Origin of the sequence: Klebsiella quasipneumoniae subsp. quasipneumoniae, assembly GCF_020525925.1 — a bacterium.
Classification (GTDB): Bacteria; Pseudomonadota; Gammaproteobacteria; order Enterobacterales; family Enterobacteriaceae; genus Klebsiella; species Klebsiella quasipneumoniae.
Genome location: NZ_CP084876.1, coordinates 881,882 through 900,668 on the forward strand (window position 1 = coordinate 881,882; position 18,787 = coordinate 900,668).

The following is an 18,787-nucleotide window of genomic DNA, read 5'->3' on the forward strand; positions in this document are numbered from 1 at the left end:
AAGTTCTGAGAAATGTTGTTTATATGGATATTTAATCTGTGGTTGTTGGCGGAGTGCGAAAGGAAGAGCGATGCCGCTGGCGAAGGCGCGTCGATGCCCCGGGAGGTCAGGGTGAGAAAAGTGCGTAATTGATGTTTTAAAAATGATTTAAAATCAGAGGATTATGAATTTTTTTGCAGAAATATGGCGTGGTGAGTTGCAAAATATGTCAAAACATTTTTATGATATAAACAGTTTGGCCCCAATTGACCTGTTCACGGTTTATTTTTTTAATTAAATTCAATCGGTTGTATCAATTCCCGCTTCTGCATTGCTTTCTCCAATAAGATTATTTCTTTCCCATATTCCGGCAAAACGCGCCGCATTGCTGGCGGTGTAGCGTACCGTGTGTCGAATATTACGATGACCGAGATAATCCTGGATCAAACGGGTATCTGTCCCTCTTTCCGCCAGTTCGTAGCCGCAGGCGTGACGCAGCATATGGGGGTGGGTCTGCGTTACGGTACCTGCCTTTTCCCCGGCGGCGCGAATAATACGATATGCCTGCTGGCGTGAGAGCGGGGTACCGCGACGGGAGATAAACAGCGCGTCGGTTTTGGCCGCCGCTTTCCAGCCGGCGCGGACCTGACTCCAGCGCTCAATGGCCTCACGTTCATCAAAGCGCAGCGGGTGAATAGTCGAAAAACCGTTCTTCAACCGCCGCACATTGACCCGGCCTTCCCGTAGATCCAGATCGTGATAGTGCAGATCCAGCAGTTCGCTGATGCGCATCCCGTGGCGAAAGGCGAGCAGGATGAGGCAGTAGTCCCGCTCGCCGGTGGCGCCCTGACGCGCGGCCTGCATCATAGCCTGAACTTCTTTGGCGGTAAGAAAACGACGTCGGTTCACAATAGTTGCTCCTGTAAAAGATGTGAGGGGTCGTCATGGCGAAACCATACGCCATGACGGAAAAGATCCGTAATGCGAGAACGGTACAAGGTGAAGGCGATTAACCACGCATAGATAGCATATTATATTTACAGCCAGTCAAAATATCGCCTGGCGATAATTCTTAATTTTAGAGATTTTAAGCAAGGCCACAATAGATCTTCTCGGGTTTTATAGCATGTGCATAAAATAAAAGGTTTTTTTCAAACGATAGATTTTAAAAATAGCGGGATGGATTTTAGCCAACAATAAATAGTCACGGCAAAACCGGAATTTATGCAGGGTTAATTGAACGAGGTGACCGCAGGATTAAATAAGAACTTGCGGGAACAGTAATCATAATTAACCGAGGGTTAATTTATTGATATTTAATTTCCCCGCAACGCGGTACAACGCCATCCGTGGCGTCAGGCTTACTGAAGCAGCGACAGGCGCTGTTTGTCGCGCGTATTGTCCCAGATACCATAGAAACGTCCCGCGTTGCTGGCGGTATACCAGACGGTATGGCGAATATTGCGGTGTCCGAGATAGTCCTGGATCAGGCGGGTATCGATACCCATATTGGCCAACGCAAAGCCACACGAGTGACGCAGCATGTGCGGGTGGATCTCCAGCGGCAATCCCGCCTGGTCGCCAGAAGAGGCGATAATCTGATAGAACTGCTGGCGGGAAAGGGGATTGCCTTTGCGGGAGAGAAACAGCCACTCGCTGGCGGCCTGCGGCCAGGTGTTGCGAATGGCCAGCCAGCGCTTTAGGGCGTGGATCTCTTTATTCAGCAAAGGGTGGGTGGTCGAGAACCCCTTTTTTAGCCGATGGATATAAACGCAGCGGGAAGCAAGGTCGATATCGGATATTCGCAGGCGACAGATCTCGCTGGCGCGCAGACCATGGATGAAGCACAGCAGCGTCAGGCAATAATTACGTGCGGCGTAGGGACCGCTATCGGCGGCTTTTAGTAGCGACTCGATTTCATTCTGAGTCAGGAAGTTCCTTTTTTTAATATCGGCGTTATTCGTCATGGTGTTCCCTTTTATGGCAGGCAAATATTACGCTTTCCAGGCCTGCGTCAGGTCATTGTTAAATGCGACTGCCTTTTTATTTTTAAACAGCGTGCTGATAACGTTTTTATTTGCTACGGGTGCACGCAGTATCATGGGCTATCGCCATCCCCTGCGATAAGACGCCGCATGCTGAAGGGTAAAGAAAGGGTTAGCTGGTTGAACTGGCGAATCTTTCCTGGAGGTTTCCACGTCCTGTACATCCCTGATCCTCTTGATGATGCCCACGTGATGATGAAGGCACTGGCTTCCGGCCACGGCAAGGCGGCCATCAATGCCGTCATGATTTATTTCCCGGCTGTCGGGGCGGCACGGCGTCAGCCAGCCGGCCGCCCGTATCTCAGCGACGGGAATGGCATGAGTAATTTCTCAGACAGAATACAACCTTGAACCGTCTGGATAGCATTCACTGCAAAACTACAACAGTGATTAAACCATACTGCAAAAAGCCTGGGGATAATAGCCATTGTCTCTGTAAGGGCACTTTACGTCTTATTTAAAGGGTTGAGCTTAATCTTAATAGTGCAGGGGTAGCAGCGGGCGGTAATCGGCGGTAGCGGTGATATCAGGCTGTGGGTATTAGTAGCCATGGACTGCGGACCGGTTGCGGGTAATATTCTGCTGCAAGCTAAGAATAAAGAGCAGGCAGGGCTGGACGCGACCGTCCGGCGTCACAGGCGGAGTGAAAGGCTCCGGTGGCAGAAGACCTCGATCTGACATTCGCCGGAGCAGGCTGACTTACCATTTTTCGTCGCGGGCTTCCTGACGACCTTCGCGGCGGTTTTCCCGCTTATCGTGACGGCAGCTGGCGTTGCTTTGATTGTTGTTGCTGACGCACTCTTGCTTGGTTTCACGGCCCTGCTCGCGGCTATCCTGGCGGATATCGCGGGCGTCCTGGCGCTGGTCGCTGCGCCAGGTCGCCTGCGCCGAAAGCGAGGGCGTCAGCAGCGCGACGCACGCCAGGGCGAGTAAGCATCTTTTCATCGGAGTGGTCCTGTTAATGCATGTATTAAATAAATAGCAGTTAATGAATATTCGTGCCTGATGCGCAGGATGATAAAGTACATAAAGTGCCAGGATAGCGATAACTGATTTATTTTTATCTGTTTTTAGACGTGTAACGACTGCTCTTATATGTTATTCAGGGTGCCAGCATTAAAAACAAACGTCTGTGGTATGCTGAAGAGAGTAAAGTGCTTTGTGCAAAGATAGGGCAGAGGGTAGGTACAGGAGCCCGCTGATGCTGATAATGCGGAGCCTTGTGACCTCGAGCATTGACGAGAAAAACGCCGATAAATCATCCATCCTTGAAAACAGGCACTATTGTTCGCCGGGCATGAGATTGTCGTCCGGTGGTTCATCTCTTTTCACCATGGCATAACGATGATGATTCCGATTGCGCAGCGCGACTGGCGCCTGCTGGTCGCCGGGAGCGGCGGCCTTCTTCTGCTGGCCGCCGGCGTCACCTTGCACAGCCACTGGAGCGACTTTCTCCAGTGGTGCCTCGCCACGCAAATTACCCTGCATCGCTATCTGGTGATGTACCTTTTGCTGTTGAACAACCATCAGTACAGCGGCGGCGTCTGGCTGCTGGTGGGCGCATTTCTTTACGGCGTGCTACACGCTATCGGACCGGGCCACGGTAAGTTTATCGTCACCACTTACCTGAGCACCAACCAGGAGAGCCTGACCGCGGCGCGGGTGGTGCCTTTTCTCGGCAGCCTGCTGCAGGGCGTGAGCGCCATCCTGTTTGTCTATATTCTCGCGGTGGGGCTGAATCTGGCCGCCGGCGATCTCAGCGCCAGCCGCTGGTACGTCGAGAAGATCAGCGCCCTGACCATCGCCGCCTTTGGGGTTTACGTTATCTGTCGCGCGCTGCAAAGCCTGCGGCCGGGTAAAACAAGGATACGCGCCCTGAGGCCGGCGCATCAGCATGATGCCGCGTGCGGCTGCGGGCACCACGGCGTGGGGCAGGACCTGCAGGGCGCCGACTGGAAGACACGTCTGGGCGTGGTGCTGGCTATCGGCGCCCGGCCCTGCAGCGGAGCGATTATGATCCTGCTGTTCGCCAACGCGCTGGGGATCGTCAGCTGGGGCATCGCCGCGGTGATGACCATGGCGCTGGGCACCGCGCTCTCGATCCTCGGTCTGTCGCTGGCGGTGCACTATGCCCGTCACCGTACCGTCAACCGGCTGACGGCGACCAGCCGTCCGCGGCCCTGGCTGGTGCCGCTGGTGAAGATCCTCGGCGGGCTGGCGCTGATCCTCTTTGCCGCCGGGTTGTTTTTCACCGTGGTGCCGATCAGCGCTAACGGCGACTTTATCGCCGCGGGCTGTTAACGGCTTTCCAGCAGGCGCATCAATATCCGCAGCGCCTGATCCAGCTGCTGGCGCTCGCCATCGCTGAGCCCCGCCAGCAGCTGCCGTTCATTATCGACATGGGTCTCCACCGCCTCATCGATGCGCTCACGTCCGGCGGGCGTCAGGGCGACCAGCATACTGCGGGCGTCTTCCGGATTGGGCAGGCGGGTAATAAACCCGCGTTTTTCCAGCGCCTTCAGGCGATGGGTCATGGTGCCGGAGGTGATCATCAGCGTGGAGAAGAGCTGGGTCGGCGAAAGAATGAACGGCGCCCCGGCGCGGCGCAGCGTCGCCAGCATGTCAAACTCCCAGCGCACCAGTTCGTGGCGCGTAAAAGCGACTTCCACCTGCGGCTCCAGCAGCATGGCGCACCGTTTCAGACGGCCAATCGGCCCCATTGGGCTGCAGTCGAGATCCGGCCGCTCCCGTTGCCACTGGGCGAGAATCCGATCAACGGCGTCGATCGGCGGTGATTTGTCCATGAGTGCTCACTTGTCTTGATATCAAGATAATTGCGGGTGCATACTTGAGGCACCAATTTAACTTGAAGTGAAGATAAAATCATGGCTTTTCTCTCGCGTAGTCTGATGCTGGACCTGCTGCTCACGGCGCTGGCGCCCGCTATCTGGGGGACGACCTACATCGTCACCTCCCAGTTTCTTCCCCCTGACCGGCCGTTTATTGCCGCACTGCTGAGGGTGTTGCCGGCAGGTATCGCCCTGCTGATCTGGAGCCGCCGCTTTCCGCAGCGCGGCGAATGGCTAAAGCTTATCGTTACCGGCATCTTAAATATCGGCGCGTTTCAGGCGCTGTTGTTTATCGCCGCCTATCGCTTACCCGGCGGCCTGGCGGCAGTGATTGGCGCGATCCAGCCGCTGCTGGTGATGCTTCTCGCCTGGTGCGTAGACCGGCAGCGCTCGCCCTGGCTGGCGGTATTCTCAGCCCTTGCCGGCATACTCGGTATGGCCATGCTGCTGCTGTCGCCGCGCACCGTCCTCGACCCGCTGGGCATCGGCGCGGCGTTTCTCGGGGCGATCAGTATGGCGCTGGGCACCTGGCTCTCCCGCCGCTGGGCGCTCTCCCTGCCGATCGTCGCGTTAACCGGCTGGCAGCTGGCGATCGGCGGGGTGGTGCTGGCGCCAGTGGCGCTGATCGTTGACCCCCCTTTGCATCAGGTGACTGCGCTGCAGGCGGCCGGCTATCTGTGGCTGTGCGTGGCGGGCGCCATGCTGGCCTATGGCCTGTGGTTCCGGGGGATTGGCCGCCTCTCGCCGGTGGCGGTGTCGGCAATGAGCCTGCTGAGCCCGGTGACCGCCGTGGTGCTGGGGTGGATTTTCCTTGGACAAACGATCCAGGGGATGGCGCTGGTCGGGCTGATCGTGGTGCTGGCGAGCGTATTGTCTATTCAGCGCGCGCTGGCGCGCCAGGCGGCGGGGGCAAAAACGAAAAAAGCCCCATAACGGGGCTCGACATTGCTGTGTGCGGGGTAGGCGGCGGGAGCCAGACCAGCCGCCCGCAGGCGGCCTGTCCGGCAGCTCCCTCTGCAACCATTCGCTTATTTAGAGAGCTCGGCGGTCATATGGACCTGGTTGCCGGTGTACGCTTCGGTGATGTGGTAGGAAGCGCCTTGTTCTTTCGCAATGGTCGCGATTTTCGCTTCTGCGCTGTCCAGGGTATCTGCTGTTACGCTCACCGGATGAGCGAAGCTAGCGAAAGAGACCAGGGAGAGCATACCGGCAGCGGCGAGTAATTTTACGTTTTTCATGGTGTTTGTCCTTTTAACTTTTATGGTGGAAAGCGTGTTTGCTTTCGATGGACTTATAATAAGTCTGCTAACTATAACGCGCGTGGCAAAAAGTGCGATTTAGATCACATTTTTATGGCGGTTTGATAATGGGGAAATGAACCTTTCTCTATTTTTTGATTTAAAAACAACGAATTAGAGATTTATTTCTGCAGGGGATATCACGCGGACTGCCTGTGCTCAGAGTGTGGAATGCGCCTCATTTACGCGGTTACCATTCATTGTGTGAATTGTTTGGGCGGTTTTTAACCGCCGTCATGGCGGATTCGGACGATTCGCAATAGCCCTCTGGCGGCCATTTCGGCATGCTGAGGTGGCCCTTTCTCTCGCGCCCTGGCGTCAGGCTTTCCGTGCTGTAAACAACCACCACCCCGTTTTCACCTATCAATAATTATTTATTAATAGCCATTAGGTATATGTTATATAACTTAATGAAACGTGAACAAATGTATATTTGTCGGCGAATAAATAGCATTCTTTGACGCCGATAGCACCAGCGAACTTATATTTTTTGGTTCGTTACCTGACGCCTTAAATATTGCGGCTCCCGGTCAGTCGAAGATTCTATTAGCAGTGGCATAAATCAGCATCGCCTGATGTTTCTGGTTCTATGCGAATTCACAGTGTGCTCATTGATTCGTAATTCACTCTGACAAGGAAATGGCAATGAAAAAGGTTCTTCTCTCTGCAGCAATGGCAACCGCGTTTTTTGGCATGACTGCTGCCCATGCAGCTGATACCAATGTTGGCGGCGGCCAGGTTAATTTCTTCGGTAAAGTTACCGATGTATCCTGTACTGTTTCTGTTAACGGCCAGGGCAGCGATGCGAACGTTTACCTGTCTCCGGTAACCCTGACTGAAGTTAAAGCGGCAGCAGCGGATACTTACCTGAAACCGAAATCTTTCACCATTGACGTCTCTAACTGCCAGGCGGCTGACGGCACCAAACAGGATGACGTAAGCAAACTGGGCGTAAACTGGACCGGCGGTAACCTGCTGGCTGGCGCAACCAGCAAACAACAGGGCTACCTGGCGAACACCGAAGCTTCCGGTGCTCAGAACATCCAGCTGGTGCTGTCTACTGACAACGCTACCGCGCTGACCAACAAAATCATCCCGGGTGACAGCACTCAGCCGAAAGCGAAAGGCGATGCTTCCGCTGTAGCCGATGGCGCGCGTTTCACCTACTACGTAGGCTACGCCACCAGCGCGCCGACCACTGTGACCACCGGTGTGGTAAACAGCTACGCGACTTACGAAATTACTTACCAGTAATTCCGTCAGAAAATAAAACTGCCCCGCGATGGGGCAGTTAATAACAATAATAAAGCGGCAATGTCCGCCGCTTGTATTTTTATTCTGAGGTCAGCATGAAGCGTATTGCCCTTTTTTTCTGTTTCATTTTTAGTTTTGCGGCCCATGCCAACAATATTATTGTTAACGGTACCCGCTTTATTTATCCAGGAAATGAAAAAGAAATAACGGTACAGCTTTCAAATAACGCCGACCGTCCGGCGCTGGCGCAGGCCTGGCTGGATAACGGCGATGCCGATGCCACACCGGATACCATTACCACCCCGTTTATTATCACCCCGCCGATTTCGCGCGTTGACGCCAAGAGCGGCCAGACGCTGCGTATTAAGCTCGGCAGCAGCGCCGGTCTGGCGAAAGATAAAGAGACGCTGTGGTGGCTGAATCTGCTGGAAATTCCGCCGGTGGTGGCTGATCAGAAAAATGAAGGCCAGAACGTGCTGCAGCTGGCGATCCGTTCCCGCTTTAAATTTATTTACCGCCCTGCCGGGCTGGGCAACCGCGATGCGGCGGCCGAGAAGCTGATCCTGACCGCCAGCGGCAGCAGTCTCGCCATCAACAACCCGACGCCGTTCTACATTACCGTCAGCCGTATTTCCCGCGACGGCGGTAAAGCCCTGAACAGCAAAACCGTGATGCTGGCGCCGCAGTCCAGCCAGACGGTGGCGCTCTCCTCCGCCGTCAACCGCGGCGAAACCCTGACCGTTAACAACATTAATGACTATGGCGCCGATGTCGCAGTGAAAGTGGCCGTTAAATAAGGGAAAAGCTAATGAAGCAGAGGTCATTCTGCCCGGGAAGATTAAGCACCGCGATCGCCATCGCGCTGTGCTGCTTTCCGCCATTTTCCAGCGGACAGGAAAACCCGGGAACGGTATATCAATTTAACGACGGTTTTATTGTCGGCAGTCGCGAAAAGGTCGACCTGTCACGCTTCTCGACCAGCGCGATTACCGAAGGCACTTACTCCCTTGACGTCTACACCAACGACGAATGGAAAGGGCGCTACGATCTGCGCATCGCGCGCGACAAAGACGGTAACCTTGGGGTCTGCTACACCAAAGCGATGCTGACCCAGTACGGCATCGCGGCGGAAAAGCTCAATCCGCAGCTGAGCGAACAGGAAGGCTATTGCGGTAGCCTCAAATCCTGGCGCAACGAAGACAACGTCAAAGACAACCTGGTCCAGTCCTCCCTGCGGTTGAACATTTCAGTGCCGCAGATCTATGAAGATCAACGCCTGAAAAACTATGTCAGCCCGGAGTTCTGGGACAAAGGCATTACCGCGCTTAATCTTGGCTGGATGGCCAACGCCTGGAACAGCCACACCTCTTCGGTCGGCGGGTCGGATAACAGCAGCGCCTACCTTGGCGTCAACGCCGGTCTGTCGTGGGACGGCTGGCTGCTGAAGCATATCGGTAACCTGAACTGGCAGCAGCAGCAGGGTAAAGCGCACTGGAACAGCAACCAGACCTATCTCCAGCGGCCGATCCCGCAGATCAACTCCATCGTCAGCGGTGGGCAGATCTTTACCAATGGCGAATTTTTCGACACCATCGGTCTGCGTGGGGTCAACCTCGCCACTGATGACAATATGTTCCCGGACGGCATGCGCTCCTATGCCCCGGAAATTCGCGGCGTGGCGCAGAGCAACGCCCTCGTCACCGTGCGTCAGGGCAGCAACATTATCTATCAGACCACGGTTCCGCCGGGGCCGTTTACCCTGCAGGATGTCTATCCATCCGGCTATGGCAGCGATCTTGAAGTCTCGGTAAAAGAGGCGGATGGCTCGGTGGAAGTGTTCAGCGTGCCTTACGCCTCCGTTGCTCAACTGCTGCGTCCGGGCATGACCCGCTACGCGCTCTCCGCCGGTAAAGTGGACGACAGCGGGCTACGCAACAAGCCGATGCTCTATCAGGCGACCTGGCAGCACGGGATCAATAACCTGCTGACCGGCTACACCGGGGTCACCGGCTTTGACGACTATCAGGCCTTCCTGGTGGGCACCGGGATGAACACCGGGATCGGCGCGCTCTCTTTTGACGTCACCCATTCGCGGCTGAAGAGCGATACCCATGATGACTCGGGGCAGAGCTATCGCGCCACCTTTAACCGCATGTTCACCGATACCCAGACCAGCATCGTGCTGGCGGCGTATCGCTACTCGACGAAAGGTTATTACAACCTCAACGATGCGCTGTACGCCGTCGATCAGGAAAAAAACAGCCGCAGCAACTATACGCTGTGGCGGCAAAAAAACGGCATGACCTTCACGGTGAACCAGAACCTGCCGGAAGGCTGGGGCGGGTTTTATCTCAGCGGTCGTATTTCCGATTACTGGAACCGCTCCGGGACCGAGAAGCAGTATCAGGTCAGCTACAACAATTCGTTTGGTCGTCTCTCCTGGTCGGCGAGCGCCCAGCGCGTCTATACCCCGGACAGCTCCGGCCATCGCCGCGACGATCGCATTTCACTCAACTTCAGCTACCCGCTGTGGTTTGGCGATAACCGCACCGCCAACCTGACGTCGAACACCTCGTTCAACAACTCGCGCTTTGCCAGCTCGCAGATTGGTATCAATGGCTCGCTGGACAGTGAAAACAACCTTAACTACGGCGTGTCGACCACCACCGCCACCGGCGGTCAGCACGATGTGGCGCTCAACGGCAGCTACCGTACGCCATGGACCACCCTCAACGGCAGCTACAGCCAGGGCGAAGGGTATCGTCAGAGCGGCATTGGCGCCAGCGGGACGATGATCGCCCACAGCGGCGGCGTGGTGCTCTCGCCGGAAAGCGGCTCGACGATGGCGCTGATTGAAGCCAAAGACGCGGCCGGCGCCATGCTCCCGGGATCGCCGGGCACCCGCGTGGACAGCAACGGTTACGCCATCCTGCCGTATCTGCGCCCGTACCGGATCAACGCCGTCGAGATCGACCCGAAAGGCAGCCATGACGACGTGGCCTTCGATCGCACTGTGGCGCAGGTTGTGCCGTGGGAAGGCAGCGTGGTTAAGGTGGCGTTCGGCACCACGGTGCAGAACAACCTCACCCTGCAGGCGCGCCAGGCGAACCATGAGCCGCTGCCGTTCGCGGCGAGTATTTTCTCCCCCGACGGCAAGGAGATCGGCGTCGTCGGTCAGGGCAGCATGATGTTCATCAGCGATGCGAACGCCAAACGCGCGATTGTGAAGTGGAGCGGCGGGCAGTGTTCGGTGGATCTGGGACAGCAAACAACAAAGGATAGCGTATGTCGCTGAGGAAATTACTGACGCTTTTTATCGTCTTAATGGCGCTGGGCACCACCTCGTCCTGGGCCGTCTGTACGCGTCTCTCTTCGCCAACGGTGATGCTGGACATGGTGGTGGGCAGGGTGGTGGTGCCCCCGGATCTGCCGGTGGGCTCGGTGATCCTCACCCGCGACTGGACGATGAGCGCCCCGGGCGGGGCGAGCTATCGCTGTACCTCCGGCACCAACCGCTTCGCGGCGAAGATCGTCTCGCCAGGGGCCACCGATCTTGGGAATAAAATTTATTCCACCAACGTGCCGGGGATTGGTATGCGTTTCAGCCGCGGCGGCGCGACGGTGAATATCGTCTATCCCGACGTCTATTCGTCCCGAGTGTATAACACCACCAACTATTCCCTTGAAGGGTCACGTTTTACGCTGGAGATTATCAAAACCGCGGCAACCACCGGCAGCGGCACCCTCGCGGCGGGAAAATACACCTCCTATGACTGGGAGAGCGGCGGCAACCCGATCCTCGAAACCTATCTGAGCGCCAATGCGATCACCGTGGTCTCGCCCTCCTGTTCGGTACTGAGCGGGAAAAATATGAATGTTGATGTGGGCGCCATCAGACGCACTGACCTGAAAGGGGTGGGCACCACCGCGGGCGGGAAGGATTTTAATATCGATCTGCAGTGCAGCGGCGGCCTGAGTGAAACGGGATACGCCAACATCAGCACCTCTTTTTCCGGCACCCTGGCGACCAGCACCACCGCCACCATGGGCGCCTTGCTGAATGAAAAGGCCGGCAGCGGGATGGCGAAAGGCGTCGGCATCCAGGTGCTGAAGGATGGATCCCCGCTGCAGTTTAATAAGAAATATACCGTTGGCCGCTTGAATAATCAGGAGACCCGCTACATCACCATCCCGCTGCACGCGCGCTTTTATCAGTATGGCCCGACGACCAGCACCGGCGAGGTGGAGTCGCATATGATCTTTAACCTGACGTACGATTAATACGGGAGGGGGAATGAAGGGATTGCCGAAACATACTATCGCGTGGTTGCTGCTCTGCGGCAGCCTCGCCGCCCCCTCGGCGTGGGGTTTCGAGACCAATTATGATCGCGGACGGGTCGATTTTGCCGGGCGGGTGACGGATATTTCCTGCAGCGTCGCGCTCAATGGCGGCCAGCATGCCGGCAGCGGCAACGTCTGGCTGGCGCCGGTCAGCCTGGCGGAAGTGCACGATCGCGGGGCCGGCGCGTTTATGAAGCCGCAGCCTTTTACCCTGGCGCTGTCAAACTGCCAGCTGCGTCATGACGGCGGCGCCGCCTCGCAGGACGAGGTGCGGCGAGTCAGCGTTCGCTGGGTCGACGGTTTTTTACTGACGGCGGTCGGTAATGAGAACGCGGGCTATCTGGCCAATACCTTGCCAGACGGAGCGCAGAATATTTATCTGGCGCTGTCGACCAATGATAATAATACGCTGGATAAGAGTAATAAAATTGTCCCTGCGGACCCGCAGCAAAATCAGGTGCATTTGCAGGAACGCGCGGTCAGCGGCGGCCTGTTCACCTATTATGTGGGCTACGTTTCGCCGACGCCGAAAAGCGCCACCAGCGGGCCAATTACCAGCTGGGCTACGTGGGAATTAGTTTATAATTAAGCGAGACGAAAAAGCCGGGCAAGCCCGGCTTTTTTATATGACAATATCGTCGGCAACCAGTTGTTCAATGCTGACTTCCTGCCAGTAATGCCCCTGAATAGCAAACCACTCCATACCCTGCAGCCATTTTTTATGGGCTTCGCTTTCCACACCTTCAATAATCACGTTGTGATGATTGCGGGATAAAAAGGTGACCAGCGCATCCATCAGCTGACGGCCGGACTCTTTGCGCATCAGATGCCAGAAAAAATCTTTATCAATTTTGACATAGTCAAAATGATAACCGCTGATGGCGTTTATCCCCGCGTAGCCAGAGCCGAAGTCGTCGAGCCACAGCGAGGTATCCTGCGGGCTTTGCCAGGCGGCGAGGGAATTATTCAGAAGTTTCTCGGCGTTTTCGGTCACTTCAAAATGGACGCAGGTCAGGGTGGCAATTTTCTCTTTTATTTCCTTCTGGCGTAGCAGATTCAGGATATGGTCATCGACGTTAATGGTGGCGGAAATATGGTTACGTAAAAACCATGCTTTATGCTGTTCAATCAACGCCAGTTGCTCGAGAAAAATACGTTCACGAACCGCCGCGGTGGCATGGCGGAAAAAATATTCTGGCGAAACGGGAAGATTATCGAAGCGGCTTAAGCATTCAACTGCGACTAAGGTACCTTGTGGGGAAAACATTTTCTGAAAGACGTAGCGTACAGCGATATCATTACGAGATAAAATGTTGTCTTCGAATATTTTAGTGTTCATTATCCCTCTTCACGAGGTTAGTCAGACAATAAGCAGAGGATAGACTAATTATAGGCTACCTGATGGTTAATGGGAATGGCAGGAAATGTAAATCAACAGCGAATAAGTACGCTTTATCCGCTATTGATTTACCGCTGTATAATTTAACATTGATGAAGGGCGGCAATACGCTGGTTCATCGTGCGGGAATTATCAATGCCCAGCTTTTGCATGATATGGATACGATGGCTGTGGACCGTTTTATGGGCAATGCCGAGCAGGGCGGCAATACGCTTATTATTATTGTTGGCAATCAGCAGTTCGAGGATCTGGCACTCCCGCGGCGACAGCTGTTTGCGCAATCGTCGCGGCGGCGGTTCGCTGGCGCCCTTCGCGCGCTGGATAATGGAAGTAAACATAGATAGCGGTGAGTTTTCGCTAATAATCATGGCATTATCGACAGTTATCAACTCTCGGCATAGCCCGGCAATGTCGCTTTTTACCATCAGCACCGGCTGCTGGCAGCGCTGCAGGGAAAGGCGGAGCGCATTCAGCAGATCAAGGATTCTGATGGCAGAAATATCCTTATTAATTAAATTGAAAATAACCGTTTGGGCCACAGGCAGATGTTTTCTCTGGATAACATCGTCATAGCCAAAACGGGTGGCATTTTCATGACTATCAATAAGGTAGTGATAGATTGAGTGACCAATGAGATTATCATTGGTGTACAGCAATATACTTTCCAAGGGTATCAGATTCTCTTTTTGCGCTTGGCTTCTAAGATCAGGTCCAGCAGAATCTTCTCTATTCTGCGCTGGTCGTCGAGATGACGGAACTTAAACTGGCAGGATATCTGATAGTAATTTTCGCTCTCTTCATTGGGATTGTCGAGGGTGATAATAATGACATTTTTTACCACCAGGTCGATGGTGATCTCGCCATATTCCGCCAGCATCAGTACGGCATTTTTCAGCAATGCGTTATGACTGAGAAATTTCAGGTTCGGCGTTTTGGTCATCAGCGCGCAACCGCCGTCCGAAATGTCTTTGATGTCGAAAAGATAGTTTTCGCCATTTTTATGGCGCCCGCGGCAATAAAAGTCATGCTCATGGCGTAAACGAAAGCGGGGATCGCGGCGACGCTGCACGACCTGCAGGCATTCAGGCAAGGAAAAGGCGTAGCGGATACCTTTATCGACACCGCTATTGTCATGTTTTGTCAGGGCTGCATTAAACTCTATTTTCCCTGAATCGCTATGCAGTAGAAAACGAATTTTATGACCTGGTGGGATTTTGCGATGGGTCTGAATATGGAACTCGGCAAAGTCCACGCGCGTCAGTTGGGTTATGATACTGGTGTTGTTAAAAAATATTTCAATTTCAGTACGTTTGCGCAACTCCTCTCTGAAAATAGCAATAATTTCATACTTACTGGTCTTTATCGTTCCCTCTGTCATAGGCTTCCCTTGTAAATAGTTGTCGTGAGGCGTTTGATTTTTCTTATAGCAATAGCAACATTCTGATTGGGTTAATCAGATGTTTTTATGAGCGTTTGATGTTATTGACTATCTTTGCAGCCAGATTGATATGTATAAACTTGGAATTCGATATTGTGTTTCCTGTAATCAAGAGTTTCAAATTTTGGTCATGACAAAAACGACAACGGCCTCCAAGCTGGAGACCGGTCGAAGGAAAAAACTTAAGTTTAATTAACGGGGATAATGAGAAAACGATCGTCGATCATGCCCCATTTGTAGGATCTATAGTGCCAGCAGTGTTGAGGTTTTTCCAGGCAAATATTGAGGAGGGAAGTCGTTCCCTCCATTTAGCCTGAGGGGTCAGGAATGCGCGCGATTGGCGATATTATCCAGGATGCGTAGCGCATCCGCTGGCAGAACCAGCCCGGCGGCGGCAATATTTTCCGCCAGGTGCGTGCGGGATGAGGTGCCGGGGATCAGCAGAATATTGGGCGCGCGCTGGAGTAGCCAGGCGAGGGCGACCTGCATCGGCGTCGCCTCAAGCGAGGCCGCGACCTCGTTCAGCTCCTGCGCCTGCAGCGGGGTAAAACCGCCCAGCGGGAAGAAGGGGACCCAGGCGATGTGCTGGGCGGCCAGCGCATCCACCAGCGCGTCGTCGGCGCGATGGGCAATGTTATAGAGGTTTTGCACGCAGACGATAGGCGTCATTTTCTGCGCATCCGCCACCTGCTTTGCCGTCACGTTGCTAAGGCCAATATGGCGGATCAACCCTCGCGCCTTCAGCTCCTGCAGGGTGGCGAGCGGCGCCTCCAGCGACCCCTCCACCGGGCCGTGGGGGCTCAGCATACTGCGCAGGTTCACCACCTCCAGCACGTCGAGCCCCAGGTGACGCAAATTGTCCTCGACGGCCTGGGTCAGTTCAGCAGGCGACATGGCCGGCAGCCAGTTGCCTTTTTCGTCACGGCGGGCGCTGACCTTGGTGACAATGCACAAATCGTCGGGGTAGGGGTGAAGCGCTTTGCGGATCAGCTGATTGGTCACATGGGGGCCATAGAAATCCGAAGTATCGATATGGTTTACCCCAGCTTCGACGGCGGCCTGCAGCACGCGCACCGCTTCTTCAGGATCTTTCGGCGGGCCGAAGACGCCGGGGCCGGCCAGCTGCATGGCCCCGTAACCCAACCGATAGACCTGGCGATCGCCGAGCGTGCCGCGACCGGATAAGGTGACACTGGACATAGGAACTCTCCTCACGGTGGCTAAGCCGTAAGTGTAATGCGCTCACAAGGAAGGGAAGGGCGAGAATGTTGTCAGAATGTGCGACAGCGGCTCAGGCAAGCCGCTGTCGCCGGAGGCAGTTTAGCCGAAGAACATCACGGAGACGCAGAGCAGGCCGACCACCAGAGTGATGGCGTTCCCCACCGAGCGATACGGCTTCAGCGCCGGGATAAGCCAGGTTGACAGCGTGGGCATGATAAACAGGATCATGGCGATAAGCGGTCCGCTGATGGCGTAGATCATCGAGATCGCATTCGGGTTGATAAAGCACACCGCAAAGGTGAAGGCGGAGACCAGCATGATCGACATCGCGCGGTTGAAGGCGCGGCTCTTGCGCACGCCCATCAGGCCCAGCGAGCTTTTGACGATTTCGCTGGCGCCTTCAATGACCCCGAAGTAGGTGCCGAGAAAGGATTTCGACATGGCGACCACGGCGACGATAATGCCGGTCACCGCCAGCCAGCCCGGCGCGCCCGGCACCATCGACAGGGCGGAGAGGATAGTCACCCCCTGATCGCGGGCGGTCTCAATATAGGTCGCCGGGATAGCCAGCAGGCAGCTGAAGACGAAAAACAGCACGCTGGCGCAGATGATGGTGTAGGCCACCTTCATGATTTTTTTGCATTTACCCATGGCCAGGTCGCCGTGTTTCTCCTGCTGGTCGATAGCAAAAGTTGAGATGATCGGCGTATGGCTAAAAGCGAAAACCATCACGGGTATGGAGATCCAGACCTGGTGGAGCGTCTGCGAGCTGAACTGCATCTGGCTGGTGAGATGTTCCGGATGCCAGTCGCGAATTAAATAGAGGGAGAGAAACAGAAAGCAGGCGATGAGCGGGAAGACCAGAAAGCCCATCACCTTGATGGTGATCTGCCGGCCCATGAGAAAGATCAGATTAAGGACCAGCACCACGCCAAGACTCAGCAGCGCGCGTAGCGCAGGCGTCATCGGCGTGTGATGCGCCACCTGCTCGGCCAGCGAGTTGGTGATGGCCACGGCGTAGATCAGCACGACCACAAAGAAGGCGAGGAAATAGAGGCCGGTGATCAGGTTGCCAATTTTCTTACCATAGTAGTGATTGACTGCGCCGGTGATCCCGGTTCCCGGCGCGATATTGGCCGAGAGAATAAACTGGCTCAGCGCTTTGTGAGGCCAGTAGGTGAGCGGCCAGGCGACCAGCGCGGTGATGAAAAGGACGATGGCGCCAGCCGAACCCAGCTGGATCGGTAGAAATAGCGTCCCAGCGCCTACTGCAGTGCCATATAAGGCAAAACTCCATAGAGTTTCTTCTTTAGACCAAATTTTAGACATTATGCGACTTTATCAACCGTCAAACCAAAAAAAAGGAGTGCAATTTACCATATTTATGGTTCATCTGTTGCGATAGTTTTTGGTGATAAAGTCGCGGCGGATCGCGAAGGATCCGCCGCGGGGCTAGCCGCGTGCCGCCTGGCGCGGGCGGCGGTGTCGGATCACGCGCTCGCGCAGGGTGTCCCAGACCCAGTTAAACGCCATGGTGTAGGGCAGGAAGAAGAGCATGAAGCCGATCTCCAGCATAAACGCCTGCAGTAGCGATACCCCCAGCACGATAGCCACCATGGTGACGCCGATGATAACAAAGCCGGTCTCGAAGCCGATCGCGTGCAGCGCCCGCACTTTCAGCCGACGGGGGACGCGGGAGACCGGCCACAGGCGATCGAAAGCCGCGTTATAAATGATGTTCCATACCATCGCCAGGGTGGCGAGCAGAATGCTCAGCCCGCCCATCTCCACCACCGAACGCTGCATCAGCCAGGCGGCGGTGGGGGCGAGGATCAGCGTCGCCAGTCCTTCGAAGGTGATGGCGTGGATAACGCGTTCGGTGAGCGTCTTGCGCTGATGCGGGGTCTGTTGCATGGCGAGCTACCTCCAGTTTTAGCCTGAACAGGAAATTACCCGGCAGTTTATGGAAAAATATGATAAACAAAAGATAGAAACCATCGATAAAGTAGATACATCATGCGTTATTCACCGGAAGCGTTAACCGCCTTTGTCGAGGCCGTTGACAGCGGGTCGTTCTCCGCGGCCGCCCGTCGCCTGCGGAAAAGCCAGTCGACGATCAGTACCGCTATCGCCAACCTGGAGGCAGACCTCGGGGTGACCCTCTTCGATCGGGCAACGCGGCAGCCGACGCTGACGCCGCAGGGGGAGCAGGTGCTGAGCTATGTCAAAGCGATCCTCGCCGCCAGCGAGCGGCTGGATGAGCTGGCGGTGTCGCTGTCCGGCGAGACGGAGCCGCGACTGACCTTTGTGCTCTCGGACACCCTGCACCCGGACGTGCTGGAAGATCTGCTGGTGCAGTTTGACCGCCGCTTCCCTCATACCGAGTTTGAGTGTTTGATTGGCGAAGATGAGGACGTGATCGATCTCCTGCAAAAATCCCGCGCCCAGGTGGGATTGATTGAGGCGAGAGAGCGCTACCCGACCGATATCGGCAGCACCCGCCTGCCGCTGCAGACGGCGATGGGCATTTACGTGGCGCCTGACCATCCGCTGGCGGCGCAGGGCAAGGTTGTCTGGGATGAGCTGCGCAGCTGGCGCGAGCTGCGTTTGAGCACCTTTCTGGCCAGCGCCACGGAGCCTGCCGCCGGGCAGGTCTGGTCGGCGCCAAACTACCTGCTGCTGCTCAGCATGGCGGTGCAGGGCTTCGGCTGGTGCATTCTGCCCTGCGCCCTGGTGGCGGAGTTTGCGCCGCAGGGCGGGCTGGTGGCGCTCGATATCCCCGGCTGGCCGCGGGCGATTTCGGTGGATCTGCTGTGGAATAAGAAAGCGCCGCCCGGGGCGGCGGGCAGCTGGCTGCGTCAGCATCTGCAGCGGCGTGAACGTTAACAAATGGCTAATTCTTTGTGATTGGCCTCACTTTTTTTAAACAATTACAAAGTTTTTTGATAACAATTATCTAGTAT

20 protein-coding genes are annotated in these 18,787 nt (G+C 55.4%); 9 read left to right on the forward strand and 11 right to left on the reverse strand.

Features of this window, described 5'->3' with window-relative positions; all coding sequences use genetic code 11:
- Positions 1 to 279: 279 nt before the first annotated feature.
- Together fimE and fimB are read right to left on the reverse strand one after the other, a co-directional pair.
- Positions 280 to 888: a type 1 fimbria switch DNA invertase FimE gene (gene fimE, locus LGM20_RS04445; RefSeq protein ID WP_044524645.1), complete on the reverse strand. Its 609-nt coding sequence runs from the start codon at positions 886 to 888 to the stop codon at positions 280 to 282.
- Between the two features lie 452 nt (positions 889 to 1,340).
- Positions 1,341 to 1,946, reverse strand: a complete 606-nt coding sequence (fimB, locus tag LGM20_RS04450) for a type 1 fimbria switch DNA invertase FimB (protein ID WP_023290937.1) — start codon at positions 1,944 to 1,946, stop codon at positions 1,341 to 1,343.
- Positions 1,947 to 2,114: 168 nt separating this feature from the next.
- Here fimB and LGM20_RS04455 point away from each other — a divergent pair, with 168 nt between their 5' ends.
- Positions 2,115 to 2,375, forward strand: a complete 261-nt coding sequence (locus LGM20_RS04455) for a hypothetical protein (RefSeq protein ID WP_032428979.1) — start codon at positions 2,115 to 2,117, stop codon at positions 2,373 to 2,375.
- A gap of 348 nt (positions 2,376 to 2,723) precedes the next feature.
- Here the strand turns inward: LGM20_RS04455 and LGM20_RS04460 are convergent, their stop codons facing one another.
- Positions 2,724 to 2,969, reverse strand: a complete 246-nt coding sequence (locus LGM20_RS04460) for a hypothetical protein (protein WP_023290936.1) — start codon at positions 2,967 to 2,969, stop codon at positions 2,724 to 2,726.
- A 399-nt stretch (positions 2,970 to 3,368) separates the two neighbouring features.
- On the opposite strand from LGM20_RS04460, the gene LGM20_RS04465 reads away from it, so the two are divergent.
- A complete protein-coding gene (locus LGM20_RS04465; protein WP_044524643.1) occupies positions 3,369 to 4,325 on the forward strand; it encodes a nickel/cobalt transporter in 957 nt (318 codons plus the stop codon).
- Here LGM20_RS04465 and LGM20_RS04470 read toward each other — a convergent pair.
- Positions 4,322 to 4,828, reverse strand: coding sequence for a MarR family winged helix-turn-helix transcriptional regulator (locus LGM20_RS04470; RefSeq protein WP_023290934.1), 507 nt, complete (start codon positions 4,826 to 4,828; stop codon positions 4,322 to 4,324). The two genes, LGM20_RS04465 and LGM20_RS04470, sit on opposite strands and share 4 nt — an antisense overlap.
- 81 nt (positions 4,829 to 4,909) lie before the next feature.
- Here LGM20_RS04470 and LGM20_RS04475 point away from each other — a divergent pair, with 81 nt between their 5' ends.
- Positions 4,910 to 5,806: an EamA family transporter gene (locus LGM20_RS04475; RefSeq protein ID WP_023290933.1), complete on the forward strand. Its 897-nt coding sequence runs from the start codon at positions 4,910 to 4,912 to the stop codon at positions 5,804 to 5,806.
- 95 nt (positions 5,807 to 5,901) lie between these two features.
- Here LGM20_RS04475 and LGM20_RS04480 read toward each other — a convergent pair whose 3' ends face one another.
- Entirely contained in the window at positions 5,902 to 6,111 is a 210-nt protein-coding gene (locus LGM20_RS04480; protein ID WP_002916131.1) for a YdgH/BhsA/McbA family protein, read from the reverse strand.
- A 705-nt stretch (positions 6,112 to 6,816) separates the two neighbouring features.
- On the opposite strand from LGM20_RS04480, the gene mrkA reads away from it, so the two are divergent.
- From mrkA to mrkF, 5 genes are all read left to right on the forward strand, one after another.
- A complete protein-coding gene (mrkA, locus tag LGM20_RS04485) occupies positions 6,817 to 7,425 on the forward strand; it encodes a type 3 fimbria major subunit MrkA (RefSeq protein WP_000756959.1) in 609 nt (202 codons plus the stop codon).
- A gap of 95 nt (positions 7,426 to 7,520) precedes the next feature.
- Positions 7,521 to 8,222 carry a type 3 fimbria chaperone MrkB gene (gene mrkB / locus LGM20_RS04490; RefSeq protein ID WP_044524641.1) on the forward strand — a complete coding sequence of 234 codons (702 nt, stop codon included), beginning with the start codon at positions 7,521 to 7,523 and terminating at the stop codon, positions 8,220 to 8,222.
- Between the two features lie 11 nt (positions 8,223 to 8,233).
- A complete protein-coding gene (gene mrkC / locus LGM20_RS04495) occupies positions 8,234 to 10,720 on the forward strand; it encodes a type 3 fimbria usher protein MrkC (RefSeq protein WP_044524639.1) in 2,487 nt (828 codons plus the stop codon).
- Entirely contained in the window at positions 10,711 to 11,706 is a 996-nt protein-coding gene (mrkD, locus tag LGM20_RS04500) for a type 3 fimbria adhesin subunit MrkD (RefSeq protein WP_023290930.1), read from the forward strand. Before mrkC ends, mrkD begins: the two co-directional genes overlap by 10 nt.
- 13 nt (positions 11,707 to 11,719) lie before the next feature.
- Positions 11,720 to 12,355 (forward strand): type 3 fimbria minor subunit MrkF, encoded by a 636-nt coding sequence (gene mrkF / locus LGM20_RS04505; RefSeq protein WP_044524636.1) that lies wholly within the window; start codon positions 11,720 to 11,722, stop codon positions 12,353 to 12,355.
- A 33-nt stretch (positions 12,356 to 12,388) separates the two neighbouring features.
- Here the strand turns inward: mrkF and mrkJ are convergent, their stop codons facing one another.
- The 6 genes from mrkJ to LGM20_RS04535 form a co-directional block, all read right to left on the reverse strand.
- Positions 12,389 to 13,105, reverse strand: coding sequence for a cyclic-di-GMP phosphodiesterase MrkJ (mrkJ, locus tag LGM20_RS04510; RefSeq protein ID WP_044524635.1), 717 nt, complete (start codon positions 13,103 to 13,105; stop codon positions 12,389 to 12,391).
- A gap of 143 nt (positions 13,106 to 13,248) precedes the next feature.
- Complete coding sequence (gene mrkI / locus LGM20_RS04515; protein WP_032428976.1) at positions 13,249 to 13,833, reverse strand: transcriptional regulator MrkI; 585 nt, start codon at positions 13,831 to 13,833, stop codon at positions 13,249 to 13,251.
- 5 nt (positions 13,834 to 13,838) lie between these two features.
- The gene (gene mrkH / locus LGM20_RS04520) at positions 13,839 to 14,543 is read right to left on the reverse strand and encodes a transcriptional activator MrkH (protein ID WP_044524634.1); all 705 of its coding nucleotides are present in this window, start codon (positions 14,541 to 14,543) and stop codon (positions 13,839 to 13,841) included.
- Between the two features lie 381 nt (positions 14,544 to 14,924).
- A complete protein-coding gene (locus LGM20_RS04525; protein WP_044524633.1) occupies positions 14,925 to 15,803 on the reverse strand; it encodes an aldo/keto reductase family oxidoreductase in 879 nt (292 codons plus the stop codon).
- A 120-nt stretch (positions 15,804 to 15,923) separates the two neighbouring features.
- Positions 15,924 to 17,153, reverse strand: a complete 1,230-nt coding sequence (locus LGM20_RS04530; RefSeq protein WP_023290924.1) for an amino acid permease — start codon at positions 17,151 to 17,153, stop codon at positions 15,924 to 15,926.
- 123 nt (positions 17,154 to 17,276) lie between these two features.
- A complete protein-coding gene (locus LGM20_RS04535; protein ID WP_017899256.1) occupies positions 17,277 to 17,738 on the reverse strand; it encodes a multidrug/biocide efflux PACE transporter in 462 nt (153 codons plus the stop codon).
- 102 nt (positions 17,739 to 17,840) lie between these two features.
- Between LGM20_RS04535 and LGM20_RS04540 the strand changes: the two genes are divergently transcribed.
- A complete protein-coding gene (locus LGM20_RS04540) occupies positions 17,841 to 18,710 on the forward strand; it encodes a LysR family transcriptional regulator (protein WP_032453992.1) in 870 nt (289 codons plus the stop codon).
- The last annotated feature ends 77 nt before the right edge of the window (positions 18,711 to 18,787 follow it).